Consider the following 25,750-nt stretch of genomic DNA (forward strand, 5'->3'; position numbering starts at 1 on the left):
CGCACCTTCCCTAACAATGGAGCCTTCACCACCAGTATCATGTAATGAATAGCTTATTTGTCATTGCTCACGCCACCAAAGAAAAACGAGATCACGCTGTTGCGCTCGTTCAGGAGTGCGCCGATCACCACGCCAATGAGGTTGGAGATCAGCGCGACCAGTTCGGCCCTATCGCCAAGCAAATAGAGGGCTCCAAAGTTGGCCACAACCAAGGTGATGATCAGCAGCAGGCTGCGATTCATGATGCCGGTGGCAATCAGGTCGGCAGTGCCAGACTGTTTGGCATAGGTCTCCCGCGCATGTTGGCGTCCTTAGAGGCTTACCAGGTCGCTGGCTTGAGGAATTCGAGGCAGAACTCGTGACCGATGGCACTGCCGTTGATGATTGCATCGTCATCACCTCTCAGGAAAAGATACAAAATATCGCGCATTGAAATCTAATATTGCAGGTTAAAAAATGCACATGTCACTTCTTCCTCTTTCCTGCTCATCAGGTATAATCCGCCATCTTTTTTTGCATTAGTGACCAGCGATCCTCTATGACCGTCAACCGTTTTGACCCTAGCTCAGACAGCCTGACACCTGCAACTACGCGGGTTCAGCCATCGGACGACCACACTGTCCAACAAGCGACTTCCAGCATTATTAGGTCTCACCACCCAAGGATTGGTTTTGTGAGCTTGGGATGCCCCAAAAACCTGGTCGATTCCGAGCGCATCCTGACCCAGCTGCGTACCGAAGGGTACGATGTGGTGCCCAGCTATGACGATGCGGAGCTGGTGGTGGTCAACACCTGCGGCTTCATCGACAGCGCGGTACAGGAGTCGCTGGAAGCCATCGGCGAGGCCCTGGCCGAAAACGGCAAGGTGATCGTCACCGGTTGCCTCGGTGCCAAAGAGAACCAGATCCGCGAGATCCACCCCAAGGTGCTCGAGATAACCGGCCCCCACGCCTACGAAGAGGTGCTGGGTCACGTTCACAAGTACGTGGAAAAGCCGACCCACAACCCCTTCACCAGCCTGGTGCCGGCCCACGGCGTCAAGCTGACTCCCCGTCACTACGCCTATCTGAAGATCTCCGAGGGCTGCAACCACCGCTGCACCTTCTGCATCATCCCCTCCATGCGCGGGGATCTGGTGAGCCGCCCCATCGGCGAGGTACTGGCCGAGGCCAAGCGCCTGAAAGAGGCCGGCGTGAAGGAGATCCTGGTCATCTCCCAGGACACCTCCGCCTACGGCGTGGACGTCAAGCACCGCACCGGTTTCTACGACGGCATGCCGGTCAAGACCAGCATGGTGGCCCTGTGCGAGGAGCTGGCCAAGCTCGACATCTGGGTGCGTCTGCACTACGTCTACCCGTACCCGCACGTGGATGACGTCATCCCGCTGATGCGCGATGGCAAGGTCCTGCCCTACCTCGATATTCCGCTGCAGCACGCCAGCCCGCGCATCCTCAAGCTGATGAAGCGTCCGGGTACCGTCGAGCGCACCCTGGAACGGATCCAGAAGTGGCGCGAGATCTGCCCCGAGATCACCCTGCGCTCTACCTTCATCGTCGGCTTCCCCGGCGAGACCGAAGAAGAGTTCCAGATGCTGCTGGACTTCATCGACAAGGCGGAGCTGGACCGCGTTGGCTGCTTCAAATACAGCCCGGTCGAGGGTGCCAAGGCCAACGAGCTGCCGGATCCTGTGCCGGAAGACGTCCAGGAAGCGCGTTTCCAGCGCTTCATGGAGCTACAGCAGCAGGTCTCCGTTCGCAAGCTGGCCCGCAAGGTCGGCAAGGAGATGACGGTGTTGATCGACGAAGTGGACGAAGAGGGCGCCACCGGCCGCTCCTTCGCCGACGCGCCCGAGATCGACGGCCTGGTTTACCTGAACGGTGAAACCGGCCTCAAGCCCGGCGATCTCGTCAAGGTCCGCATCGACGAAGCGGACGAGTACGACCTCTGGGCCAGCCTGGTAGGCTAAGCCCGCAGTCCATGACGGCACCTGCCCGGCAGGCGCCAATAAAAAAGCCAGTCAGTGACCCTGACTGGCTTTTTTTATTGATCGCACAAGATGGTTATGCGCGCTGAAGCGGGGAGCACGCTGCTGCGCCTGGCGTCACCGGGTCAGCGCTTCTGACGAGGGCTAGAGGCCGGTATCCGCCACCATCACCAGGACATGAAGGCCTTTATAATGGACCTCCTCAAGCGCCTTGAAACCATGGCGGCAATAAACGCCACCGCTCAGGTTCTCGGTTTGCAAGTACAGCTTGCTGATCCCCGCCCTGCGGGCACGGCCGAGGATCTCTGTTACCAGCAAGGAGGCGACCCCCTGCCCGCGCGCTTTTTCAACGACATATACCCCACCCAACCAATATTCGTACTCGGGAAACATCGCCATTTCGCGGATCTTGAGCTCGGCAGCCCCCACCCATTCACCGGCCAGGCGGGCCAGTACCATCAGCGGAGCCCGGTCGACCTGGGTGGCCGCCGTGACCTTGGCCAGCACCTGCTCTTGAGTGCAGCGACCACTGTCGCGGCACCATTCGTCAAAATACCATGAGGCAACCACGCCTGCGGCAGATGGCGCATCCGCCAGTAACAACAACTCCATAAAGCCTCTTTTGCGTATAACCCATGACCTGCAGGGAGGAATGAACACGGCGAGACGAAACCCAGGGTCGCACCCGCGAGCGGCGGCCTCGCCAGCAGCGAGGCTCCTAGACCGGCATCCTCTAGACAAGGTTATCGAATGGATATCATAACCAGCCGGGGAGTGGAAGGGGTCGGGAGCCAAGATGCACTTTCCCGCCATGACCCAGCAACCGGTTCTGCAACTGGCGCGGCAGATCGGCCGGGGTGAAGGTGGTCTTTGCCTGCCCGGCCGAGGTGACATGGATGTCGGACCCCTGACCGGCCACGGTGAAGTTGAAGACCAGCTTTTCGTTGGCCTGGCGCAGCTTGTCCACCCGGCTCAGAGGTCCCCAGCTATGACGATGCGGAGCTGGTGGTGGTCAACACCAGCGGCTTCATCGACAAGGAGGAGCTGGATAGGGTTGACTGCTTCAAATACAGCCCGGTCGAGGGCGCCAAGGCCAACGAGCTGCCGGACCCTGTACCGGAAGACGTCCAGGAAGAGCGTTTCCAGCGCTTCATGGAGCTGCAGCAGCAGGTCTCCGTTCGCAAGCTGGCCCGCAAGGTCGGCAAGGAGATGACGGTGCCGATCGACGAAGTGGACGAAGAGGGCGCCACCGGCCGCTCCTTCGCCGATGCCCCCGAGATCGACGGCCTGGTCTACCTGAACGGTGAAACCGGCCTCAAGCCCGGCGATCTCGTCAAGGTCCGCATCGACAAGGCGGACGAGTACGATCTGTGGGCCAGCCTGGTCAAGTAATCCGCTAACGGATGTGGCACCCGAAGCCAGTCAGTGAATGCTGACTGGCTTTTTTATTGCCCGTAATCAGTCGGCACGAAAACCCATTGGCATCCAGCGCCGGGTTCTCCTGCCAGAGAGGGACCACCCGCCATCACCCGACGAGCCGGAAGATTCCTCCTTAGTGAGCCAGCGCACAGTTCTGTCCCTCTCCTCGGAGCGCTTGTTTCAAGCTCAAAAAAAAGCCTCTGGACGGGAGCAAAAACGAGCACGATCCACTTCACACTATCGTCTTTGAATTGTCATAAAGGGTGACTTGGTACTTTGTGAGAATTAATGCAACTGTATAATTTAAAAGGATTAAAAATAGAGTTTGACGATAATGACGAGAGGGTGGGAGTTTTTACGATATCGACGAAATGAAGAGTTGTTGTTTTCCTGTTAACTCTGCTTTTCTAAGGGCGTTGGATGACACAACTACAAGGGTGCAAAACCTGACCAACATTGAGGGCCGGTATCCAAGCATGGGGTCCGGTGCTCCATTCCAAAACCATGGAAGACCAATAAGAAAGGAAAAAATATGCTTGCCAAAGTATCCAAAATCGCTACCTCAGTCATGCTGGGAACCCTGATGCTCGGTGCCGCCGGCACCGCCATGGCCGCCGAAAACAAGACGGTGCTGACCCTGGTGGCGCAACAGGAGACCGCATGGGTCAAGAACTTCAACCCCTTCCTGCAGGCCGGTCTACTGCACACCACCCGCCACTTCATCTATGAGCCGCTGGTGATCTTCAACGATATGCAGGGTGGCAAACCCGTCTATCGTCTGGCCACCAACTATGCCTTCAGCGATGACCTGAAGTCGGTCACCTTCGACCTGTGCGAAGGGGTCAAGTGGTCCGATGGTGAAGCCTTCACCGCCGACGACATTATCTTCTCCTTCAACCTGGTCAAGGCCAACAAGGCGCTGGATGAGCGCTCCATCTGGACTCAAATCAAGGGTGTCGAGAAGCTGGGTGAGCACAAGGTCAAATTCGACCTGGCCGAGGTCAACACCAACGTGGTGAATGACCTGGTACTGGTGCCCATCGTCCCCGAGCATCAGTGGAAGTCGGTGAAAGACCCGGTTGCCTTCACCAACGACAAGCCGGTCGGCACAGGTCCCTTCACCGAAGTGGACAACTTCTCCGCCCAGCTCTATACCCAGTGCCGCAACCCGCACTACTGGGACAACGCCAACCTCGCCATCGACTGCCTGCGCATGCCGCAGATGGCCACCAACGACCAGGTACTGGCTGCTGTGATGAAGGGTGACGTGGACTGGTTCGGATCCTTTGTGCCGGACATCGAGCGCCTCTACGTCGGCAACGATCCCAAGAACAACAAGTACTGGTTCCCCGCCTCCGGCACAGTGGCGTTCAACGTCAACTTCCAGAGCAAGAACCCGGGCAATAACGAAGCCTTCAACGACATCAACTTCCGCCGCGCCTTCTCCATGGCGATGGACCGCCAGTCCATGGTGGACATCGCAGGCTATGGCTACCCGACCGTCAACGAATACCCGTCAGGCCTTGGCAAGGCATTCGCCTCCTGGGACAACCCGGACGTCGAGAAGAAATACGGCAAATACAACAAGTTTGACCTGGAAGGTGCCAAGGCACTGCTGAAGGAAGCGGGCTACAAGGACTGTGACGGCGACAAGTTCCTCGACACCCCGAGCTGCAAGAAGATCGAATTCAAGGTGCTGGTACCGAACGGCTGGACCGACTGGGTCAACACAGTCCAGATCGGGGTCGAAGGCCTGCAGGCCCTGGGCCTGAACGCCAAGACCTCCACCCCGGAAGCCACCGTCTGGACCGAGAACCTGATCACCGGTGACTTCGACGTCGCCCTGCAGGGTTACTTTGCCGGTGCCAACCCGCACAAGTACTTCGAGACCGCCTTCCACTCCCGCAATATGGGTGAGCGCGGCAACCGCTTCGCAGCGCCCCGTTACAAGGATCCTGAGCTCGACAAGCTGATCGATGACTTCACCCAGACCGCCGATGCGGCCAAGCAGAAGGAGATCATGTTTGCCATCCAGGAGCGCGTCGGTGCCAACCAGACCATAATCCCGGTGTTCAACAACCCGACCTGGTACGAATACAGCACCAAGCGCTTCAATGGCTGGTTCAGTGCCGACAACCCGGTCGCCAAGCCGCAGGTACACCCGGACACCCCGGAGCGTCTGCTGCACGTGTTGTCACTCAAGCCAAACAGCTAATCACCTCGGCCCCCTGCGGGGGGCTTTTTTCCCCGCCATGTCTTCCATCCCCCGTCGTTGCCGGGGTTGGGGGAGCTTTGCCCGGCGCGGGGCAGGCTTGCAGTAAAAGGGTTCACCATGGGATTTATACTAAGACGCTTCTCCTTCTATCTGGTCGCCTTCCTGGTGGCCGCCACCATCAACTTCCTGCTGCCCAGAGCCATGCCCGGAGATCCCGTCTCCGTCATGTTCGCCCGGGCCGGCGCCATGATGGAACCTGCCGCCCTCGAGGCCCTCAAGGCCACCTTCGGGTTCGTTGACGGCCCCATCACCACCCAGTTTCTCGCCTATGTGAAGAGTGTCTTCACCTGGGATCTCGGCACCTCGGTGCGCTACTACCCCCAACCGGTCGCCGACGTGCTCGGTCGCGCCATCGGCTGGACTCTGTTCCTGGTGGGCACCTCCACCATTTTGAGCTTCTCCATCGGCTCCATCGTCGGCATCTTCGCCGCCTGGTACCGGGGGGGACGCATGGACAGCATCCTCTCCCCGCTCACCCTGGTGATGCAGGCCATTCCCCCCGTGGTGGTCTCCCTGCTCGCCCTGTTCCTGTTCGGGGTCAGCCTCGGCTGGCTGCCCATCGGCTACGCCTACAGCCCGGAGATCCCCGCCGATTTCGGCTGGGAACACATCAAGAGCATCATGCTGCACGCCATCATGCCGGTGGGCACCCTGGCCATGGTGCAGGTGGGGGGCTTCCTCATCACCATGCGCAACAACATGATCAACCTGCTCGGCGAGGACTACATCACCATGGCCAAGGCCAAGGGGCTCTCCAGCAACCGGGTCATCTTCAACTACGGCGCCCGCAACGCCGTGCTGCCCAGCGTCACCGCCCTCTCCATGGCGCTCGGTTTCGTCATCGGTGGCTCCCTCATCACCGAGGTGATCTTCAACTACCCGGGTCTCGGATTGACCCTCTATCAGGGCATCCTGGCCCGCGACTACCCGCTCATTCAGGGGCAACTGCTCATCATGACCATCACCATGCTCAGCTTCAACTTCCTGGCGGACGTGCTCTACGTCTTCCTGGATCCCCGTCTGCGTACAGGAGGCAAATAAGATGCGTATGCCGACCATCCTCAAGATCCTGCTGGGCAACAAGAAGGCGGCCTTCGGCCTCGCCATCGTAGTCACCTTCGTGCTGATGGCCCTGTTTGCCCCGCTGCTCGCCAGCAATGAACCCACCAAGCGGGTCGCTCGCCCCCACCAACCCCCCAGCATGGAGCTGGTGATGGGCTCCAACCGCATGGGCCACGATCTCTGGGCCCAGTTCACCAGTGGCGCCCGCATCTCCCTGATGGTGGGCTTCGGGGCAGGCCTGCTGGTCTGCGCCCTCGCCATCGGCATCGGCATCACTGCCGGTTACTTCGGCGGCGTGGTGGACGAATGCCTCACCTTCCTGATGAACGTGGTGCTGGTGATCCCCAACCTCCCTTTATTACTGGTGCTCGCGAGCTTTATCGGGGAGGCGTCACCGACGGTGATTGCGCTCATCATAGGCTTTACCTCCTGGGCCTATGGCGCCCGGGTGATCCGTGCCCAGACCCTGGCACTGCGGGAGAAAGAGTTCGTCATCGCCGCCGAGGTACTGGGTGAGCCGGCCTGGCGCATCATTCTGGTGGAGATACTGCCCAACCTCATCTCCATCATAGGGGTGAGCTTCATCGGCTCCATCATCTACGCCATCGTCACCGAGGCGACCCTGGAGTTCCTGGGACTGGGTGATCCGACCGTGGTCAGCTGGGGCATCATGCTCTACAACGCCCAGACCTCCAGCGCCATCCTGGTGGGTGCCTGGTGGGAAATCCTGGCCCCCTGCTTTGCCATCGCCACCCTGGGGGCGGGTCTGGCCATGCTCAACTTCGCCATCGACGAGATAGCCAACCCGCAACTGCGCTCTCACAAGGGTCTGCGCCGCTGGAAACAGCTCGCCGCCCCCGTCACCCCCATTGCCGCCCAGGAGAAGACAGCATGAGCTCGCAACAACCCCTGCTGTCGGTACGCAACCTCTGCGTCGACTACATCACCGAGAGCGGCGACGTGCGCGCCGTCAATTCGGTCAGCTTTGACATCGCCCCCGGCGAAGTCTTCGGCCTCGCCGGCGAGTCCGGCTGCGGCAAGTCCACCGTCGCCTTCTCGGTGGCCCGGCTGCACAAGCCGCCCGCCTACATCAGTGGCGGCGAGATCCTGTTCAAGGGGGAGAACATCCTCGGCTTTGACGACGAGCGGCTGCGCAGCTACCGCTGGCGCCAGGCGAGCGTGGTGTTCCAGTCCGCCATGAATGCGCTCAACCCCGTGCTGCGCATGGAGGAGCAGTTCTGCGACGTGCTCTTGGCCCACAACCCCGGCATGACCCGCTACGAGGCCATCAAGCGCGCCCAGGAGCTGTTGGAGATAGTCGACATCCACCCGAGCCGGCTCAAGGACTACCCGCACCAGTTCTCCGGCGGCATGCGCCAGCGGCTGGTGATCGCCATCGCCATGGCGCTCAACCCCGAGCTCTTGATCATGGATGAGCCCACCACGGCGCTGGATGTGGTGGTGCAGCGGGAGATACTGCAGAAGGTCTACGCCCTCAAGGCAAAGTTCAACTTCTCCATTCTCTTCATCACCCATGACCTCTCGCTCATGGTCGAGTTCTGCGATCGCATCGGCATCATGTATGCGGGGGAGCTGGTGGAGGTGGCGCCGTCCAAGTCAATTCTGACTGCTCCCTTGCACCCCTACACCAAGGGGCTGGGCAATTCCTTCCCCCCCCTGCACGGGCCAAAAACCGTGCTGGAGGGGATCCCCGGCACCCCGCTCAACCTGCTGGAAGTGCCGGTCGGCTGCCGCTTCCAGGCCCGCTGCGGCAAGGTGCACGAACGCTGCCGCCAGGAATATACCCAGCTGGCCGAGATCCGGCCCGGGCAGCAGGCCGCCTGCCATCTCTATGACTCGGCCGAGGAATCCCTGAACCACCCCATCTATCTGGACAAGGCCGCTGGCTGTTAAGGATGTCTGTCATGCAAATCGCCCAAACCAACGCGCCCATCATCGAGGTCCAGCATCTCTACAAGGACTTCGCCGTCAACTCCAATGCCATCAAGAGCGGCAAGATGCGGGCCCTCTCCGACATCACCTTCAACCTGCACCGGGGCCGCGCCCTGGCGGTGGTGGGGGAATCGGGCTCCGGCAAGAGCACCATCGCCAAGATCATCGCCAAGATGTACAAGCTCTCCAACGGCCGCATTCTCTACCGGGGCCGGGATCTGGAGGAGTTCAACAAGGGCACCGCCCTGCTGGACTATCGTCAGAGTGTACAGATGGTGTGGCAAGACCCGTTCGGTTCGCTCAACCCGACCCACACCATCTACCACCACATCGCCCGTCCCCTGCTGCTGCACAGCAAGGTGCTCGACAAGAAAGATCTGCCTGACATGGTCTACGCCCTGCTGGAGAAGGTCGGCCTGACCCCCGCCAAGGCGACGGCGGCCAAATATCCCCACCAGCTCTCCGGCGGCCAGCGCCAGCGGGTCAACATCGCCCGCAACCTGGCGGTGGAGGCGGAAGTGGTGCTGGCGGACGAGCCCACCTCCATGCTCGACGTCTCCATTCGTATCGGCATCCTCAACCTGATGGAGCAGATGAAGAACGAACTCGGCGTCTCCATGCTCTACATCACCCACGACATCGCCACCGCCCGCTACGTGGCCGAAGATCTGGCGGTGATGTATGTGGGTCACATGGTGGAGTGGGGGGAAGTGGACGAGATACTGCACCACCCCCAGCACCCCTACACCCAGTTACTCATCTCGGCGGTGCCCGACCCCGAGAAGAGCATACACGCCGAGCTGGAGGGGGGCCGCAAGGGGGAGATACCGCTCTGGACCCCGGAGTCCCATGGCTGCCCCTTCGCCGGTCACTGCCATCAGGCCATGGCGCGCTGCAAGGAGAGCCTCCCCCCCGTGACCCGGCTTGCCGACAACCACTTCGTGCGCTGCTACCTGCACGAATAAGCCAGCCCCTCGCCGGGGGCGGCCTTCCCGGCCCGCAACACCTTCACCCGGGCCTCCTCGCGAGGCCCCTTCATTGCCCCAGACCAGGGAGTAAAGCTGGATGGAACTCTTGATCAATCAGGTGGGTTACGAGTGTGACGGGCACAAGATTGCCCTGCTGCAGACCGCCGCCGATGTGGAGATTAGCGGCCTGGTGCGACTGCGCCGCCTGCATGATGACCGCCTCCTGCTGGAGGTGCCTCTCCAGGCCGCAGGCCAGGTGCCCGGCTGGCAGGGGCGAGCTTATTGGCGCGCCGACTTCTCCGCATTCAAGGAGCCCGGCCACTACCGGCTGGAGGCGATAACAGCCCAAGGCATAGTCCGCTCCACCCGCTTCGCCATAGGCCAGGATCTGCTGACCGGCCGCTGCCTCTCCGATGTCATTCACTACTTCAAGGGCCAGCGCGCCAGCGGCACCTTCGATAGAGCCGACCGCCGTGCCCGCCTGTTTGGCACCAACCAGCACAAGGATGTGCACGGCGGCTGGTTCGATGCCAGCGGCGACATGAGCAAGTACCTGAGCCACCTCTCCTACGCCAACTACCTCAATCCCCAGCAGACCCCCCTGGTGGTGTGGAGCCTGCTCAAGAGCCGGGCGCTACTGGCGACGCGCCACGACATCGACGGGCTGAATCTCTGCAAGCGGCTCAGTGACGAGGGGCTGCACGGGGCGGATTTTCTCTGCCGGATGCAAGATGAGAGCGGCTTCTTCTACATGACCCTGTTCGACAAGTGGAGCAAGGATCCCGAGCAGCGCGAGCTGTGCGCCTACGCCACCCAACAGGGGCTCAAATCCGACCACTGGCAAGCAGGCTTTCGCCAGGGAGGTGGCATGGCCATCGCCGCCCTGGCCCGCGCCGCCCGCGAGCAGACCGGCGGCGACTTTGATACCAGCCACTATGCCGGGGCGGCCAGGCGCGGCTACCTGCACCTGCGCGAACACAACCTCGCCTACCTGGACGATGGTTGCGAGAACATCATCGACGACTACTGCGCCCTGCTGGCGGCGGTGGAACTGACCCGGACCCTTGGCCGCGACTGGCTCGGGGAGGCAAGGGAGAGGGCCGGCAGGCTCTGCGCCCGCCAGCGCTCCCACCCCGAGCTCGGCCACTACTGGAGTGCCAACGACGACGGCTCGCGCCCCTACTACCACGCCGCCGAGGCGGGTCTGCCGGTGCTGGCCCTGCTGGAATATCTGGGAGTCGAGCCGGATCAGGAGCGCCGCGCCCGGGTGAGCGCCGTGGTGCAGCAGGCGCTGGCCGCCGAGCTGGCCCTCGCCGCCCGGGCAGGCAACCCCTTCGCCCTTGCCCGCCAATATGTGAAGGGCGTCGACGAAGCCCCCCGCATCAGCTTCTTTATGCCCCACCACAACGAGTCCGGTTACTGGTGGCAGGGCGAGAACGCCCGGCTGGCGTCCCTCGCCGCCATGGCCTTCGCCGCGGCCCGCCACTTCCCCCAGCAGAGCCAGCTCCTGACGACGTTCGGCCAGCGCCAGCTCGACTGGATCCTCGGGCAAAACCCCTTCAACGCCTGCATGCTGGCGGGGCACGGCATCAACAACCCGAGCTACACCGCCGGTTATCCCAATGCACCCGGGGGGATCTGCAACGGCATCACAGCCGGGTTCGATGACGAGGCTGAGGTGGCTTTCATCCCCGAAGAGTACAAGGAGAGGCTGGATCAAAACTGGCGCTGGGGGGAGCAGTGGATCCCACACGGCGCCTGGTTCGCCCTGGCCATCATCTGGCAGAGTGCGCCGGAGGCCCGTCATGATTGAGTACTGGGTCGGGGTCGATGGCGGGGGAACGCACACCCGCGCTCGCATTCGGGACAAGGGGGGCAGAGTGCTGGGAGAGGGACGCGCCGCAGGCTCCAATCTGGAGCTCGGCATCCCCCTCGCCCACGCCAACGTGCTGGCGGCCATCGCCAGCGCCCGGCTGGCCGCCGGGCTTGGCATCGAGTGCGAACAGCAGATGGGGGTGGGGCTGGCGCTCGCCTCCGCCGAGCTGGCCGACTGCTACCACGCCCTGCTTAAGATGCCCTTCCCCTTTGCGAGCGTCAGGCTCACCTCCGACGCCTTCGGCGCCTGCCTCGGCGCCTTTGGCGGCCGCGAGGGGGCCATCCTCATCGCCGGCACAGGATCCGCCGGGCTCATCTACCGCCATGGCCGGCTTCATACCTGCTCAGGGCGCGGCTTCCCCATCTCGGATCTCGGCAGCGGCGCCTGGCTCGGGCTGCGCGCCATCCAGCAATCCCTGCTCTGCCACGACGGCATACTGCCCCCCAGCCTGCTCGCCGTGCGCCTGCTCGATCACTTCAAGCGGGATCAGGCCGAGGTGGTGCGCTGGGCCGCCCGCGCCATTCCCGCCGACTATGGCCGCTTCGCCCCCTGGGTGTTCGACGCCGCCAGCGACGGGGATGAGCTCGCCAACCAGCTGCTGGATGAAACCTGTGCCCAGTTGCAGACCCTGCTGGAGGGCATGGGGCTGCTGGGAGCCGACCGCATCGCCCTGCTGGGCGGCGTCGGCATGCGCCTGGCCCCTCGCCTGGGGCACCTCAACCTGGTTCCCCCGCAAGCCGATGCGCTGGAAGGTGCCATCCTGTTTGCCCAATCGGAGGCCTACCCATGTCTGAATCCTTGAGCCCTGTCGGGTGTGAACGATGCGCTGGAAAGGGCACAACCCCGTTTGCCCAGTCAGAGGCCTACCCATGCCTGCATCCCTGAGCACAGTCCACGCCGAGCCACCTGCGGGAGAGGACCCCATCTTGTTCACCCCATCAGAGGAATACCCATGTCTGCACCCCTGATCCATACCCAGATCGACCGTCGCGACGGTGAAGACGTCTGGTTCCGCTTCACCCTGAGCCAGCTCCCGGCAAGCCCCTGGAAGCTGCACTTCTGCCTGGCTCGCCACATAGATCCCCAGTCGGTGGAAGGGGGAGCTCTGGCGCGCCAGAGCGGTAGCTACAAGGTACTGGTACCCAATGAGGGGGTCAGCGAGCTGCGTTTTTGCTGCCGCAACACCCCCATCAAACGCTACTCCGATCTGCCCCAGGGCTTCTTCCTCAGCCTGACGGACGAAGGCGCCCAAGCCCAGCTGCAACCCGTGGTGCAGACGGGCCAGGATCTCGGCCTGCCGCCGAGCCCCGCCGTGACCCCCGATCTGCCCGAGGTGGAGCCCGCCAACGGCATAGTGCCCCAGCCGGTGCACCTGAGACTGCCGGAAGGCAACTTCCGCCTGGCCGAGCGAGCCCATGTCAGCGGCCCAGTCTCCCTCGCTCCCCTGCTGGCCCATTTCAACGAGCTGACGGGGCTCGCCCTAACACAGGATCACGACGCCGAGATCCACCTGGTCGAGGCGCCGCTTACCCCCGAGGGCTATGAACTCACCATCACGCCGGAGGAGATCCGCATCCGGGCCGCCGGGGAGGCGGGCTGGCGCCATGGTCTGGTGACCCTGGCACAGTGGTCCCTGCAACACGGGGAGAGCCTGCCCTGCCTCGAAGTGGAGGATGCACCGCGCTTCGGTTTTCGCGGCATCTTTCTCGACTGCGCCCGCCACTTCCACTCCATCGCCACCCTCAAGCGCCTGCTCAAGCAGATGAGCCTCTACAAGTTCAACCGCTTCCACTGGCACCTGACCGATGACGAGGGTTGGCGCCTCGAGATCAAGGCCTTCCCCCAGCTGACCGAGGTGGCGGCTTGGCGGGGACATGGCCTGGCGGTGGATCCTCAGCTCAGCGGCGGCCCCGAACCCTATGGCGGTTACTACACCCAGAGCGAGGTGTGCGAACTGGTGGCCTACGGCGCCGGGCTCGGCATCACCATCATCCCGGAGATAGACATCCCGGGTCACTGCCACGCGGCCATCAAGGCGCTGCCAGAGCTGCTGCGAGAAGAGGCGGACAGCTCCCGCTACCTCTCGGTGCAATATTTTGACGACAACGTGCTCAACCCGGCTCTGCCCGGCACCTATCGCTTCCTGGAGGCGGTGATCGACGAGGTGTGCGCACTCTTCCCCGGCACTCAGGTGCACATGGGGGGGGACGAGGTGCCGACCGGGGTCTGGACCGACAGCCCCGCCTGCCAGCAGTTGATGGCAGAGCAGGGCTACTCCGATTGCCGGGAGCTGCAGGGCCACCTGCTGCGCCACTGCCAGCAATACCTCGCGGCCAGGGGCAAGCAGATGCTGGGGTGGGAGGAGATACTGCACGGGGACAAGGTGAGCCGGGACGCCACCATCTTCGCCTGGACCAGCTTCCAGGCGGGGCTGGATGCCGCCTCCGCGGGTTACCCCGTGGTGATGGCCCCGGCCCAGTCTCTCTATCTGGATCTCGCCTGGAGCCCGGACATCCATGAACCCGGGCTCTACTGGGCGGGGACCCTCAATCTGGAGCAGGTCTACCGATGTGATCCTGCACCGGTCGATTTCCATGCCAACGATAACATCCTGGGGGTGCTGAGCCCCTTGTGGTCGGAACTGGTCACCTCTCGCGATCGTCTCGACTACATGTTGTTCCCGCGCATGCTCGCCACGGCCGAGGTGGCCTGGAGCGACCCCGCCCGCAAGGCCTGGGATCACTTCGCCGCCCGCCTGCCCGGCCAGCTGCAGATCCTCGATCAGTTACAGGTGCGTTACCGGGTGCCACAGAGGTAGTGTTGTTTTTCTCTTTTTGGCGACCTTTTGGTCGCCATTTTTTTACCACTAAACAACAGAAATCCAACCTGGCCCCTACTTTTACTCCGCCTTTGTTGGCAAAATAAGGCCCCCGATGAGGCCGGGCAAGACGCACTGCGCCCGGGCCTGCATCCGGCTCAACCACAATAACAACCAGCAACGCCTCGGAGCTTACCCTTATGGCCCGCAAACACGTCCAGATCCAGGACAGTGAAGTTGAGTTCCCCGCCGACGTGCAACTCGTCTCCACCACGGATCTGCGCGGCGTCATCACCTACGCCAACCCTGCCTTCTGCCGCATCGCCGGCTACCAGGTCGATGAACTGGTCGGACACAACCACAACCTGGTGCGTCACCCCGACATGCCCAAGGCCGCCTTCGCCGACCTCTGGGATCGCCTCAAGGAGGGCAACCCCTGGCGCGGCATGGTCAAGAACCGCTGCAAGGATGGCCGCTATTACTGGGTCGACGCCTATGTGACCCCCATCTACGAGAACGGCAAGATAAGCGGCTACCAGTCGGTGCGCTGCAAGCCGGAGCCCCAGCTCAAGCTGGTCGCAGCCCAGGCCTATCAGGCCCTGCTCAAGGCCGAACAGGGCGGCGCCAGCAAGCTGCCCTCCCTGCACAGTACCAGACCCCTGCTGCTCGGCCTGCTGATGCTGGTGCTCTTTGGCTGGGCGGCCTTCTCCCAGGGTGCCCTGACCGTGCTGCTGATGCTGCTGCCCCTGCTGGCCGTCGCCGGCACTTACTGGCGCGAGCTCATCTCGCTGCCACGCTACCTCAAGCGGCTCGGCCAGCAATATGACAGCCTGACCCGGCTGGTCTACTCGGGGGATGCCCCCGGCGCCATCGCCGATTTCCATCTCAAGATGCTGCAGGCCCGCATTCGTACCGTGCTGGGTCGGGTCAACGACGCCACCCATCCCCTGCAGACCCTGGCGACCGACCTGCAGGACTCTTCCCATCAAGCCTTCCTCGACATCAACGAGCAGGACGCCCAGACCCAGCAGATGGCCGCCGCCATGACCCAGATGGCCAGCACGGCCCACGAGATAGCGCGCAACATCCTGGACACCAACAGCCAGGTGACAGAGGCACGCAGCAGTTGCCAGCACACGGTGCAGCAGCTGGATCAGACCGAGCAGCAGATGGAGCTGCTGGCCAGGCAGGCGGAGCATGCCTTCCACTCCGCCGTCGAGCTGGCGAACGAATCCGAGCGGATCGGCAGCGTCATGGGCGAGATCCAGGGCATCGCCGAGCAGACCAACCTGCTGGCCCTCAACGCCGCCATCGAGGCGGCGCGGGCCGGTGAGCAGGGACGCGGCTTTGCGGTGGTGGCGGACGAGGTGCGCACCCTCTCCACCCGCACCCACAAGGCGACCGAACAGATCCAGGGCAGCATCCGCCAGATCCAGCAGACCCTGGGACGCTGGCAGGGGATGATGCAGGACAACCTGGCCCAGACCCGCGAGTGCGCCCTGATGACGCGCCAGGGCTCCGGCAACCTGCATCTGGTGCTGGGGGAGATAGATCAGGTGACCGAGTTCTCCACCCAGATAGCCGCCGCGGCCGAACAGCAGCAGGCAGTGGTGGAGGAGATCAGCCGCAACATCCACCAGATCTCCCAGTACTCCCGCGCCAACAGCCAGAAGATCCAGGCGGTGGACAACTCCAGCCAGGAGCTGCTCAAACGCGCCAGCGAGCTCAGGGGGCTGAGCCAGACCTTCGGCTGAGCCGGATCCCCTGTTGCCCCCCAGACCACGGAAGCGCCACAATGGTGGCGCTTTTGTTTCACGCCGAGTAACACACCATGATGATGACCCCTCCCCCTTCCCCCTTGAACAAGGTGGCGCGCATCGAGGCTATCCTGGCCCTGATCCCGGCCGGCCGCGTGGTGAGCTATGGTCAGGTCGCCGATCTCGCGGGCCTGCCCGGGCGGGCGCGGCTGGTGGGAAAAGTGTTGCGGGAGACGGACAAGACGCTGCCCTGGCATCGCGTGCTGGGCGCAGGGGGCACCCTCTCCTTGCCCAAGGGCTCGGCGGGGTTTGATGAACAGGTAGGAAGATTGCAGGAAGAGGGGGTGCCCGTGATTGGCGGGCGGGTCAGGATGGGGGAGTGGCAGTGGCAGCCCGACCTCGCCGAGCTGCTCTTTCTGATCCCGTTCTAGTCCCTTTCTGGGCGATTTCGCTAATCGCTGGCAAGGGGGCCCAGGATGTCGTCGCAACGTACCTGCACCGGGATGGTTTCATCTTCCCGCTGCAGCAATACCAGCAGACTCTGCCTGTCCACTTCCAGCACATAGGCCGTTCCTTCCCGTGTCAGGCAGGTCATGCCTGGCCGGATTTCATGTATCTCCATGACAACCTCCCTGTCTTGTGCTGCCATCCATGCAGCCCTCTCAGTATACCGCCATCTCCCAATAAAAAGGCCCCTCGCAAGGGGCCTCTTTCATCATGGTATGAGCGGTAGTGGATCAGGCTTTCTTTGCCTTGGGCAGGCTCTCCTGCCATTTTCCATTGTCGTAATGGGCGGTCCAGCCCGTTGCCTTGCCGTTCACCTCCGTCATCACGTACTGCTCCTTGCTCTTGCGGCTGAAGCGCACCACGGATGCGTTACCGTCAGGATCTGACGCCGGGGCGTCGGCCAGGTACTGATGCTTGGGCGACAACCGATCGCGGAAGCGCTTGAGTTCCTCCACCAGAGGCGCACGAGTCTCGCGGGATTTCGGGAAGTTGCTGGCGGCGAGGAAAAGGCCGGCGGCGCCATCACGCAACACGAAGTGGGCGTCGGACTGGGTACACTTGAGCTCGGGCAGCGGCACCGGATCTTCCTTCGGCGGCGCGATGTCGCCGTTTTTGAGGATCTTGCGGGTGTTCTTGCAGGTCTCGTTGGTGCAACCCATGTACTTGCCGAAGCGGCCGTTCTTGAGCTGCATCTCGGAGCCGCAGCGATCGCATTCGATGCTCGGACCTTCATAGCCCTTGAGCTTGAACTGACCCTGCTCGATTTCGTAACCGTCGCAGTCCGGGTTGCGACCACAGACGTGCAGCTTGCGGCTGTCGTCGATGATGTAGGCATCCATGGCGGTGCCGCAGACACCGCAGCGGTGCTTGGCGCGCAGCGCCTCGGTCTCGGCTTCGTCCCCGTCGGTGGCGGAGACGAACTCGTCCGCACTGACCAGGTTGATGGTCTTCTTGCAGCGCTCCTTCGGCGGCAGGGCATAGCCGGAGCAGCCGAGGAAGACGCCCGTGGTGGCAGTACGAATACCCATCTTGCGGCCGCAATCAGGGCAGTCGATGTCGGTCAGCACCATCTGGTTGGCTCGCATGCCCCCCTCTTCCGCCGGCTTGTCGGCCTGCTCCAGCTCCTGGGTAAACTCGGCGTAGAAGGCGTCCAGCACCTTCTTCCACTCCAGGCTGCCTTCGGCGATGCCATCGAGCTTGTCTTCCATCTTGGCGGTGAACTCGTAGTTCATCAGCTCGACGAAGTTCTCCACCAGGCGGTCGGTGACGATCTCACCCATCTTCTCGGCGAAGAAGCGGCGACTCTCGACCCGCACATAGCCGCGATCGACGATGGTGGAGATGATGGAGGCGTAGGTGGACGGGCGGCCGATGCCGCGTTTTTCCAGCTCGCGCACCAGGGCCGCTTCGGTGAAGCGGGCGGGCGGCTTGGTGAAGTGCTGACGGGGATCCAGCTTGACCAGCGTCAGGATCTCGCCGACGGTCACCGCCGGCAGCTGACTGTCTTCCCCCTTGCGGCCCATGGGCGGCAGGGCCTTGGTCCAGCCGGCGAAGCGCAGGGTGCGACCACGGGCCTTGAGCTCGAACTCACCGGCCTTGACGGTCAGGGTGGAGGAGTCGTACTGGGCCGGGGTCATCTGACAGGCCACAAACTGGCGCCAGATGAGGTCATAGAGCCGCATGGCGTCGGGCTCCATCCCTTCCAGCATCTCGGCAGTCACCTGCACGCTGGAGGGACGGATCGCTTCGTGGGCCTCCTGGGCGCCGGCCTTGGAACCATAGAGATTCGGATCGCTCGGCAGATAGGCGGCGCCATACTGCTCGCCGATATATTCCCGCACCGCCTCGACCGCCTCTTTGCTGAGGTTGGTGGAGTCGGTACGCATGTAAGTGATGTAACCCGCCTCATAAAGGCGCTGAGCCATCATCATGGTCTTCTTGACCCCGAAGCTCAGCCGGGTGGAGGCCGCCTGCTGCAGGGTGGAGGTGATGAAGGGGGCGGACGGCTTGGAGCCGGTCGGCTTGTCTTCCCGGCTCACCACCTTGTAGTCGACCCCTTCCAGGGCGGCCACGGCGGCGAAGGTCTCGGCCTGGGTCACCGGCTTGAAGTCGACGCCGTTGCGGCTGACCACTTCCATCCGCAGGTCGGCCTTGTCACCGGTCAGCAGATCGGCGTTGAGATCCCAGAATTCCACCGGCACGAAGGCCTTGATCTCGCGCTCTTTATCGACGATGAGGCGCACCGCGACGGACTGCACCCGACCGGCGGAGAGACCGCGGGCCAGCTTCTTCCACAAGAGCGGGGAGACCATATAACCCACGACGCGGTCGAGGAAACGACGGGCCTGCTGGGCGTTGACGCGATGGATGTTCAGCTCGGACGGCTGGGCAAACGCCTCCTGGATCGCGGTCTTGGTGATCTCGTTGAACACCACGCGCTTGTAGCGGCTGTCGTCGCCGCCGATGATCTCCCGCAGGTGCCAGGCGATCGCTTCCCCTTCTCTATCCAAGTCGGTTGCGAGATAGATGGTGTCGGCCTTGGCGGCCAGACTTTGCAACTCGCTGACCACTTTTTCCTTGCCGGGCAAAATCTGGTAGTTGGCCTGCCAGCCTGCGGTCGGGTTGATCCCCATCCTGGAGAACAGGGCGTTGCGATCCTTGGCCGCCTTCTCGGATTCGCTGAGCTTGATGCCGCGAATGACAGGTTTTTTGGGCTCTGTGCTGCCGCTGCCGCTGGTCGGCAGATCGCGCACGTGACCGACGCTGGATTTCACCACGTAGTCCTTGCCCAAATATTTGTTGATGGTCTTGGCCTTGGCCGGAGACTCCACTATGACCAGTGATTTGCCCATGCTGTAACTATTATCCTCATTGCACCCGACGGGGTTGGCGTGCGGTTTTGTGGGGCTGTATAAGAGATTTGACGGGAAAAAGCAATCTTGTGAACAAATTTGCCATGCAGCCCGAACCACCTTGCTTCTTTATTTATTAATGCGAAGGGGACGCGCGGGAAGCAACCGCTTTTTTGTTTTTATGCTATATCCCCCCCTTTTTTAGATTGGAAATGACATATCCAGCCACCCCCGTCACATAAAAAACCATCTTGGTTATCAGCTTGTTACAAAGGATGAAATCTCTTTATAATGGCCGCACGCCGCAGCTTTGTGCGCGGAAGGAACCGCTCCCCATATAAAAATCGAAAGGATGTAGTCATGAAGCACTTCGAGGTCAACTTCGACGGCCTGGTCGGCCCCACCCACAACTATGCCGGTCTCTCCTATGGCAACGTGGCGTCCCAAAGCAACGCCAAGGAAGCGTCCAATCCGAAGGAGGCCGCCAAGCAGGGGCTGCGCAAGATGAAGGCGCTGACCGAGCTCGGCATGACGCAAGGGGTGCTGGCGCCACAGGAACGGCCGGATCTCGCCACCCTGCGCCGCCTCGGCTTCACCGGCAACGATGCCAGCGTCCTGGCCCAGGCCGCAAAACAGGCCCCCGCCGTGCTGGCCGCCTGTTACTCCGCCTCCAGCATGTGGACCGCCAACGCCGCCACCGTCTCGCCAAGCGCCGACACCCAGGATGGCCGCATCCATTTCACCCCCGCCAACCTGACCAACAAGTTCCACCGCTCCCTGGAGCCCGAAGTGACCGGCCGCATCCTGCGCGCGGTGTTTAACAACGATCGCCACTTCAGCCACCACCAGCACCTGCCGGAGAACGATCACTTCGGTGACGAGGGGGCCGCCAACCACACCCGCCTGTGCCGCGCCTACGGCGAGGCCGGGGTCGAGCTGTTCGTCTATGGCCGCAGCGCCTTCGACGTCTCACAGCCCGCCCCCAAGCGCTACCCGGCCCGCCAGACCCTGGAGGCCAGCCAGGCCATCGCCCGTCTGCACGGGCTCGGGGAAGAGAGCGCCGTCTTCATCCAGCAGAACCCGGACGTGATCGATCAGGGGGTATTCCACAACGACGTGATCGCGGTGGGCAACCAGAATGTGCTCTTCTTCCACCAGCAGGCCTTCCTCCATACCGAGGCGGCCCTGGCCGAGGTCCGCACCAAGTTCGGTGAAGGGGAACTGCACTTCATCGAAGTGCCGACCAATGAGGTGTCGGTGCAGGACGCGGTGAAATCCTATCTGTTCAACACCCAGATCCTGACCCTGCCCTCCGGCGAGATGGCGATCATCGCCCCCACCGAGTGCCGTGACAATCCGGCGGTCTCTGCCTATCTGGCCAAGCTGGTGACCCTGGGCACCCCCATCAAGGGGGTACATTTCATGGACGTGAAGCAGAGCATGCGCAACGGCGGAGGCCCCGCCTGCCTGCGACTGCGGGTCGCCATGAACGACGCCGAGCTCGCGGCGGTCAACCCGGCCTGCCTCATCAACGACGGCCAGTTCGCCCGTCTGGACAACTGGGTCGAACGTCACTACCGCGACAGCCTGGCACTGGACGATCTGCGCGACCCGGCCCTGGTGCTGGAGACCTGCACCGCCCTGGACGAGCTGACCCAGATCCTCAAACTCGGCTCCGTCTACCCCTTCCAGCGCTGAGGCGCGCCATCGGCCTGCAGAGCCGACGCAATAAAAAAGAGAGCCGGGCAATGCCCGGCTCTCTTGTTTCAACCTATTGAACTGTACCTCAGCGCCAGGGACTCTGCTGCCACAGGCGACCGAGGGCACCCTCCAGCCCCAGTGCGGCCTGGCGGCCCAGCCGCTGGGTCAGACTTTTGGGCTTGCGGTAGCTGATGCCGACCACCTTGTGGTGGCTGGCCTGGGCCAGCAGGTAGTCATCGCTGGTGCAGAGTGCATCCACCAGGCCGAGCTGCTTGGCCTGGCTCGCCAGCCAGTGCTCCCCCGTGGTGACCTTGTCGATGTCGAGGTCGGGTCTGTGCTCGGCCACGAACCCCTTGAAGCGCTCGTGGATGGCCCCCAGCTCCTCGCGAAACTTCTCCCGCCCCAGATCGTCGTTCTCGCCGAACATGGTGATGGTGCGCTTGTACTGGCCGGCGGTGTGCATCTCGAATTCGATATCGTGCTTCTTGAGCAACTTGTTGAAGTTCGGCAACTGGGCTATCACCCCGATGGAACCGACGATGGCAAAGGGCGCCGCCAGTATCTTGTCCGCCACACAGGCCATCATGTAGCCACCGCTCGCCGCCACCTTGTCGATGGCCACCGTCAGCGTGATGTCCTTGTCACGCAGGCGCTGCAGCTGGGAGGCCGCCAGGCCATAGCCGTGCACCACACCGCCGCCGGACTCGAGGCGCAGCAGCACCTCGTCCCCGGGCCGGGCGACCCCAATCACGGCGCTCACCTCTTCCCGCAGGGAGGCCACTTCCCTCGCATCCATGCTGCCGTGAAAATCGAGCACAAAGAGCCGGCTACGCTCATCGGTCGCCTTGGCGCGCGCCTTGTCTTCGGCCTTGCGTGCCTTGTCCATCTGCTTGCGCTCGGCCTTGCCGGCCAGGGCCGTCTGCAACTGATGACGCCCCTGCTCCAGCTCGCTGGAGAGATCGGTCACCACCAGCTCCCCCTTGCGGGTCCTGGGCTGACGGCTGCTCGCCACCATCAGGACGACGGCGCCGATGGCCAGCAGGAGGGTGAGGGTCTTGGCCAGGAACAGGCCGTATTCGGTCAAAAATGCCACTTGATGCTCCGCGCTATGTTCGGTTTTTTCACATAGTAAGGAGTTTGTCGGCGCCGCGCAAAAACTCTGCCCTGGCCCAGGGCCATCTTGCGCCAATTCAGGCTACCGCCCTGTTTTCTTCACATTTTTGCCGTCTCATGCTGGTCAACGGCAGGGCCGGATCAGTACACTTGCCTCCTCTATTGCGCCCATCCGCCACGGATTTGTTAACAGGAGTGCACATGCTCGATTATCAGGCCCCTCGGGATCTGCTCAAGGACAAGGTCATTCTGGTAACGGGTGCCGGTGACGGTATCGGCCGCGAAGCGGCGCTCACCTATGCCGCCCACGGTGCTACCGTGGTACTGCTCGGTCGCACCAGCGCCAAGCTCGAGGCGGTCTATGACCAGATAGAGGCGGCCGGTCACCCGCTGCCCGCCATAGTCCCTGTCGATTTGAAAGGGGCCACCGCCGCCCACTACCGCGGCATGGCCGAGACCTTCTCCCAGCAGTTCGGCCGCCTCGACGGCGTGCTGTTCAATGCCGGCCTGCTTGGCACCCTCTCCCCCTTCGAGCACATCCAGGAGAAGGAGTGGGACGAGGTGATGCAGGTCAACGTCAAGTCGGAATTCCTGCTGACCCAGGCGCTGCTGCCCCTCATTCGCCAGACCGCCAAGGCGCACGGCGAGGCCTCCATCGTCTACACCTCCTCCAGCGTGGGGCGCAAGGGACGAGCCTACTGGGGCACCTATGCCATCTCCAAGTTCGCCATCGAGGGCATGATGGAGGTGTTGGCGGACGAGCTGGAGAACACCGGGGTGCGGGTCAACACCCTGAACCCGGGCGGCACCCGCACCAGGATGCGGGCCAGCGCCTTCCCGGCGGAAGATCCCCAGTTGCTGAAGACCCCAGCCGACCTGATGCCGCTCTATCTCTATCTGATGGGGCCGGACAGCCGTGGCAAGACCGGCCAGACCTTCGTGGCCCAGCCCAAATAAATCAACACACTAACCAGATGGGGTTAAAGTGAAGGGGGGCGCCAGTCGCGCCCTGTTGAATCCCATCGGCCCCTGACAGGTTGCACTATGTTTCGTCCCAAGAGCACGTTTGAGCAATGGCGGATCTTCCAGGCCGTGGTGGACTGTGGCGGTTACGCCCAGGCCGCAGAGGCGCTGAACAAGAGCCAATCCTCCCTCAATCATGCGGTCGCCAAGCTGCAACAGAGCCTGGGGGTGGCCCTGCTGGAGGTGAGAGGGCGCAAGGCGGTGCTGACGCCGGCGGGGGAGATCTTCCTCAAGCGGGCCCGCCAGCTCAGCCAGCAGGTGGAAGAGCTGGAGAACCTGGCCAACAACCTGGAGCGTCAGTGGGAGCCGCAGATCAACCTCTATGTGTCGGTGCTGCAACCACGCGAGCGGCTCTATCGGGCGTTGGCGCACTTCCATCCCCGCAGCCGGGGTTGCCGCATCAATCTGCACGAGCGGATCCATTGCCACTTCAATGCACTCCAGGTGGGGGATCTGATGCTCTCCGAGCACCTGCCCCACGATCGCACCGGTCTGCCCCTGGACGAGGTCTGCCTGTTGCCGCTGTGCGCGGCTGAACATCCCCTCGCCGGGCAGGAGGAGCCCATCACGGCCGAACTGCTCGCCAGCCATAACCAGATAAGCCTGCACCCCCCCATCCACCGCTCGGTGGACTGGAACGATGCGGATGACACCGGCTGGAAGGCGACCCACTATCGCGAAGTGCTCAGCATAGTGAGCCTCGGTCTCGGCTATGCCTGGGTACCACGCCACCTGGTGCAGGAGGAGCTCGCCAGCGGAGCCCTGGTGAGGCTCGATCTCGCTGGCGGCAGCGAGCGCTACCTCTACACCTACCTGCTCACCCCGTCGACCGATGCCCTGGGGCCGGCAGCCGAGCTGCTGCTGCGCTGCCTGCGCAACGAATACCAAGCCGACAGCGGCAAATAGCCCCGCGCCGGCCAACGCGGCCTGCCCCTGCTCATCCCGTCAGGCCCTCGCTCGCCCGCCCCGGGCACCTCACACATTGGGCACCCGCCAGCAGGCGGCCAGCGCAGCCAGCGCCAAGGCGGTGGCCACCATGAAGACCCCGTGAAAACTCCAGATCTCCGCCACTGTCCCCGCTATGGCACCCGCCATGATGGAGCCGGTGCGGATGCTGTTGGCAAACAAGGTGGTCGCCACCCCGGCCCGGCCCGGCATCAGATCCTGGAAATAGGACATGCCGATGCCGGCGACGATGCCGATGAAGATGGCGTTGAGCAGTTGCAGCGCGATGAGAGCCCCCTGACTCGACAGGGTCACCAGCCCGGCGTAGAAGCCGACTCCGGCCAGCACCGCCAGCAGCATCATGGGCCGCTTGCCAAAACGCCGGGTGTAGTAACCCGCCAGCAGCATGAAGGGGATCTCCAGGGCTGCCGCCGTGCCCATCAGGATCCCGGCCAGCTTCTCCTCCAGTCCCAGCTCACGGGTGATGTAGAGCGGCATGTTGATGAGGTACATGCTGTTGCAGGTCCACATCAGAGTGGAGGCGATGAAGAGCGCCCGCACCGAAGGATCTCGCCAGCTGCTGACCCGCTCCCCTTCGCCCCGGGTGCTCGGCAGCGGCAGGGAGGGTAACCAGCGCCAGACCACGAAGGCACAGATGAGATAGGCGAGGGCGGAGGCCAGATACATCACCTCGAAGCCGTAGCCGATGGCGAGCGCGAAGGCCGCCGGTGGCCCAATCACCCAGGCCAGGGAGAACTGGGCCCGCAGCACCGAGCTGAACATGTCCGCCCGCTTGTTGCGGCTGTCGGCGTATTCGCGCGCCAGGGCAAACAGCTGGGGGCTGGCGGTGGCGGTCAGGCTCGCCAGCACCACCCCCAGGCTCACCAGCAGCCAGTATTGCCGGTTCCAGGCAAACAGCAGGGAGAGCACTATGCCGGCGACACAGCAGCGCAGGATCAGTTGCTTGCGATCCCCCCCGCTGTCGGAGCGATGGCCGAGCCACTGGCTGATTAAGATGCCGATCACCGCGTTGACGGTATAGAAGAGCCCCACCAGAAAGGGGCGCACCTGCACCTCCTCGGCCAGAAACAGGCTCAAGGTGGGCACCTGGAGTGCCACCGCCACCCCGGTCATGAAGGTCACCGCGATGAAAGAGAGAGAGACGGGATCCGGCCTCTTGCGGGCAGCACTCAGCAAACTCATAGAGATACCATTGATATGGAAGAGAAAAAGGGAGCCAGAAGCCGGCGGGTGTACAGTATGACGACGATTATTTTATGCGATTATCAACAGCCACCTCAAGGGTTGCGAGGCCACGTCCAAGTCCGTACATTGGTAAACCCTCTGGCCAGTACAAGGATTTCACATGTTTGATTTTGATCGGGAGATAGATCGCAGCGGCACCATGAGCCTGAAGTGGGACAAGTACAAGGGTCAGGATGTGCTGCCCATGTGGGTGGCCGACACCGACTTCGCCTCGCCCCCCGCCGTCATCGA

The 25,750-nt window shown here is 62.9% G+C and carries 21 protein-coding genes and 2 pseudogenes; 16 read left to right on the forward strand and 7 right to left on the reverse strand.

Annotated elements, in window-relative coordinates; genetic code table 11:
• Positions 1-53: 53 nt before the first annotated feature.
• Positions 54-242: a hypothetical protein gene (locus tag BN1127_RS03060; RefSeq protein ID WP_042648437.1), complete on the reverse strand. Its 189-nt coding sequence runs from the start codon at positions 240-242 to the stop codon at positions 54-56.
• Between the two features lie 296 nt (positions 243-538).
• Here BN1127_RS03060 and rimO (BN1127_RS03065) point away from each other — a divergent pair, with 296 nt between their 5' ends.
• On the forward strand, positions 539-1,966 hold the full coding sequence (gene rimO, locus BN1127_RS03065) for a 30S ribosomal protein S12 methylthiotransferase RimO (protein WP_231557430.1): 1,428 nt from the start codon (positions 539-541) through the stop codon (positions 1,964-1,966).
• A gap of 162 nt (positions 1,967-2,128) precedes the next feature.
• On the opposite strand, the gene BN1127_RS03070 is transcribed toward rimO (BN1127_RS03065), so the two are convergent.
• Together BN1127_RS03070 and BN1127_RS03075 are read right to left on the reverse strand one after the other, a co-directional pair.
• Positions 2,129-2,596 (reverse strand): GNAT family N-acetyltransferase, encoded by a 468-nt coding sequence (locus BN1127_RS03070; protein ID WP_041205288.1) that lies wholly within the window; start codon positions 2,594-2,596, stop codon positions 2,129-2,131.
• Between the two features lie 145 nt (positions 2,597-2,741).
• Entirely contained in the window at positions 2,742-2,951 is a 210-nt protein-coding gene (locus BN1127_RS03075; RefSeq protein ID WP_005331236.1) for a hypothetical protein, read from the reverse strand.
• 59 nt (positions 2,952-3,010) lie between these two features.
• Here BN1127_RS03075 and rimO (BN1127_RS03080) point away from each other — a divergent pair.
• The 11 genes and pseudogenes from rimO (BN1127_RS03080) to BN1127_RS03130 form a co-directional block, all read left to right on the forward strand.
• A pseudogene (rimO, locus tag BN1127_RS03080) lies at positions 3,011-3,376 on the forward strand (30S ribosomal protein S12 methylthiotransferase RimO); the annotation flags it as partial.
• 559 nt (positions 3,377-3,935) lie between these two features.
• Entirely contained in the window at positions 3,936-5,618 is a 1,683-nt protein-coding gene (locus tag BN1127_RS03085) for an ABC transporter substrate-binding protein (RefSeq protein WP_042648439.1), read from the forward strand.
• Between the two features lie 117 nt (positions 5,619-5,735).
• Positions 5,736-6,719 (forward strand): ABC transporter permease, encoded by a 984-nt coding sequence (locus BN1127_RS03090; RefSeq protein ID WP_042648440.1) that lies wholly within the window; start codon positions 5,736-5,738, stop codon positions 6,717-6,719.
• 1 nt (position 6,720) lies between these two features.
• Positions 6,721-7,635 carry an ABC transporter permease gene (locus BN1127_RS03095; RefSeq protein WP_042648441.1) on the forward strand — a complete coding sequence of 305 codons (915 nt, stop codon included), beginning with the start codon at positions 6,721-6,723 and terminating at the stop codon, positions 7,633-7,635.
• On the forward strand, positions 7,632-8,654 hold the full coding sequence (locus tag BN1127_RS03100; RefSeq protein WP_042648442.1) for an ABC transporter ATP-binding protein: 1,023 nt from the start codon (positions 7,632-7,634) through the stop codon (positions 8,652-8,654). Before BN1127_RS03095 ends, BN1127_RS03100 begins: the two co-directional genes overlap by 4 nt.
• 11 nt (positions 8,655-8,665) lie before the next feature.
• Positions 8,666-9,658 (forward strand): ABC transporter ATP-binding protein, encoded by a 993-nt coding sequence (locus tag BN1127_RS03105; protein WP_042648443.1) that lies wholly within the window; start codon positions 8,666-8,668, stop codon positions 9,656-9,658.
• A 100-nt stretch (positions 9,659-9,758) separates the two neighbouring features.
• Complete coding sequence (locus BN1127_RS03110; RefSeq protein ID WP_042648444.1) at positions 9,759-11,474, forward strand: glycoside hydrolase family 9 protein; 1,716 nt, start codon at positions 9,759-9,761, stop codon at positions 11,472-11,474.
• Entirely contained in the window at positions 11,467-12,339 is an 873-nt protein-coding gene (locus tag BN1127_RS03115; RefSeq protein ID WP_042648445.1) for a glucosamine kinase nucleotide-binding domain-containing protein, read from the forward strand. Before BN1127_RS03110 ends, BN1127_RS03115 begins: the two co-directional genes overlap by 8 nt.
• 150 nt (positions 12,340-12,489) lie before the next feature.
• Positions 12,490-14,355: a beta-N-acetylhexosaminidase gene (locus BN1127_RS03120; protein WP_042648446.1), complete on the forward strand. Its 1,866-nt coding sequence runs from the start codon at positions 12,490-12,492 to the stop codon at positions 14,353-14,355.
• A 200-nt stretch (positions 14,356-14,555) separates the two neighbouring features.
• Positions 14,556-16,109, forward strand: coding sequence for a methyl-accepting chemotaxis protein (locus BN1127_RS03125; RefSeq protein ID WP_042648447.1), 1,554 nt, complete (start codon positions 14,556-14,558; stop codon positions 16,107-16,109).
• A 77-nt stretch (positions 16,110-16,186) separates the two neighbouring features.
• Entirely contained in the window at positions 16,187-16,543 is a 357-nt protein-coding gene (locus BN1127_RS03130) for an MGMT family protein (RefSeq protein WP_041205261.1), read from the forward strand.
• Positions 16,544-16,563: 20 nt separating this feature from the next.
• Here the strand turns inward: BN1127_RS03130 and BN1127_RS22335 are convergent, their stop codons facing one another.
• On the reverse strand, positions 16,564-16,734 hold the full coding sequence (locus BN1127_RS22335; RefSeq protein ID WP_162852227.1) for a hypothetical protein: 171 nt from the start codon (positions 16,732-16,734) through the stop codon (positions 16,564-16,566).
• 115 nt (positions 16,735-16,849) lie between these two features.
• A complete protein-coding gene (gene topA / locus BN1127_RS03135; protein ID WP_042648448.1) occupies positions 16,850-19,471 on the reverse strand; it encodes a type I DNA topoisomerase in 2,622 nt (873 codons plus the stop codon).
• Between the two features lie 360 nt (positions 19,472-19,831).
• Here topA and astB point away from each other — a divergent pair, with 360 nt between their 5' ends.
• Entirely contained in the window at positions 19,832-21,169 is a 1,338-nt protein-coding gene (gene astB / locus BN1127_RS03140) for an N-succinylarginine dihydrolase (protein ID WP_042648449.1), read from the forward strand.
• Between the two features lie 88 nt (positions 21,170-21,257).
• Here astB and sohB read toward each other — a convergent pair whose 3' ends face one another.
• Positions 21,258-22,265: a protease SohB gene (gene sohB, locus BN1127_RS03145; RefSeq protein WP_041205257.1), complete on the reverse strand. Its 1,008-nt coding sequence runs from the start codon at positions 22,263-22,265 to the stop codon at positions 21,258-21,260.
• A gap of 221 nt (positions 22,266-22,486) precedes the next feature.
• Between sohB and BN1127_RS03150 the strand changes: the two genes are divergently transcribed.
• Complete coding sequence (locus tag BN1127_RS03150) at positions 22,487-23,242, forward strand: YciK family oxidoreductase (protein ID WP_042648450.1); 756 nt, start codon at positions 22,487-22,489, stop codon at positions 23,240-23,242.
• 87 nt (positions 23,243-23,329) lie between these two features.
• Positions 23,330-24,214 (forward strand): LysR family transcriptional regulator, encoded by an 885-nt coding sequence (locus BN1127_RS03155; RefSeq protein ID WP_042648451.1) that lies wholly within the window; start codon positions 23,330-23,332, stop codon positions 24,212-24,214.
• A gap of 69 nt (positions 24,215-24,283) precedes the next feature.
• On the opposite strand, the gene BN1127_RS03160 is transcribed toward BN1127_RS03155, so the two are convergent.
• A complete protein-coding gene (locus BN1127_RS03160) occupies positions 24,284-25,456 on the reverse strand; it encodes an MFS transporter (RefSeq protein ID WP_042648452.1) in 1,173 nt (390 codons plus the stop codon).
• Positions 25,457-25,619: 163 nt separating this feature from the next.
• On the opposite strand from BN1127_RS03160, the pseudogene BN1127_RS21990 reads away from it, so the two are divergent.
• Positions 25,620-25,750 (forward strand): annotated as a pseudogene (locus BN1127_RS21990) (aspartate aminotransferase); the annotation flags it as partial.

The sequence above is a fragment of the Aeromonas media genome, assembly GCF_000819985.1.
GTDB lineage: Bacteria > Pseudomonadota > Gammaproteobacteria > Enterobacterales > Aeromonadaceae > Aeromonas > Aeromonas media.

What these genes read in the sequence shown, in the direction of transcription:
- BN1127_RS03105 (WP_042648443.1), top strand. Translation starts at nt 8,666, where the DNA reads ATGCAAATCGCCCAAACCAACGCGCCCATCATCGAGGTCCAGCATCTC.
- BN1127_RS03085 (WP_042648439.1), top strand. Translation starts at nt 3,936, where the DNA reads ATGCTTGCCAAAGTATCCAAAATCGCTACCTCAGTCATGCTGGGAACC.
- BN1127_RS22335 (WP_162852227.1), bottom strand. Translation starts at nt 16,734, where the DNA reads ATGGAGATACATGAAATCCGGCCAGGCATGACCTGCCTGACACGGGAA.
- BN1127_RS03115 (WP_042648445.1), top strand. Translation starts at nt 11,467, where the DNA reads ATGATTGAGTACTGGGTCGGGGTCGATGGCGGGGGAACGCACACCCGC.
- BN1127_RS03060 (WP_042648437.1), bottom strand. Translation starts at nt 242, where the DNA reads ATGAATCGCAGCCTGCTGCTGATCATCACCTTGGTTGTGGCCAACTTT.
- BN1127_RS03125 (WP_042648447.1), top strand. Translation starts at nt 14,556, where the DNA reads ATGGCCCGCAAACACGTCCAGATCCAGGACAGTGAAGTTGAGTTCCCC.
- BN1127_RS03110 (WP_042648444.1), top strand. Translation starts at nt 9,759, where the DNA reads ATGGAACTCTTGATCAATCAGGTGGGTTACGAGTGTGACGGGCACAAG.
- BN1127_RS03100 (WP_042648442.1), top strand. Translation starts at nt 7,632, where the DNA reads ATGAGCTCGCAACAACCCCTGCTGTCGGTACGCAACCTCTGCGTCGAC.
- rimO (WP_231557430.1), top strand. Translation starts at nt 539, where the DNA reads ATGACCGTCAACCGTTTTGACCCTAGCTCAGACAGCCTGACACCTGCA.
- astB (WP_042648449.1), top strand. Translation starts at nt 19,832, where the DNA reads ATGAAGCACTTCGAGGTCAACTTCGACGGCCTGGTCGGCCCCACCCAC.
- BN1127_RS03160 (WP_042648452.1), bottom strand. Translation starts at nt 25,456, where the DNA reads ATGAGTTTGCTGAGTGCTGCCCGCAAGAGGCCGGATCCCGTCTCTCTC.
- BN1127_RS03070 (WP_041205288.1), bottom strand. Translation starts at nt 2,596, where the DNA reads ATGGAGTTGTTGTTACTGGCGGATGCGCCATCTGCCGCAGGCGTGGTT.
- BN1127_RS03095 (WP_042648441.1), top strand. Translation starts at nt 6,721, where the DNA reads ATGCGTATGCCGACCATCCTCAAGATCCTGCTGGGCAACAAGAAGGCG.
- BN1127_RS03090 (WP_042648440.1), top strand. Translation starts at nt 5,736, where the DNA reads ATGGGATTTATACTAAGACGCTTCTCCTTCTATCTGGTCGCCTTCCTG.
- BN1127_RS03130 (WP_041205261.1), top strand. Translation starts at nt 16,187, where the DNA reads ATGATGATGACCCCTCCCCCTTCCCCCTTGAACAAGGTGGCGCGCATC.
- BN1127_RS03155 (WP_042648451.1), top strand. Translation starts at nt 23,330, where the DNA reads ATGTTTCGTCCCAAGAGCACGTTTGAGCAATGGCGGATCTTCCAGGCC.
- BN1127_RS03150 (WP_042648450.1), top strand. Translation starts at nt 22,487, where the DNA reads ATGCTCGATTATCAGGCCCCTCGGGATCTGCTCAAGGACAAGGTCATT.
- topA (WP_042648448.1), bottom strand. Translation starts at nt 19,471, where the DNA reads ATGGGCAAATCACTGGTCATAGTGGAGTCTCCGGCCAAGGCCAAGACC.
- BN1127_RS03120 (WP_042648446.1), top strand. Translation starts at nt 12,490, where the DNA reads ATGTCTGCACCCCTGATCCATACCCAGATCGACCGTCGCGACGGTGAA.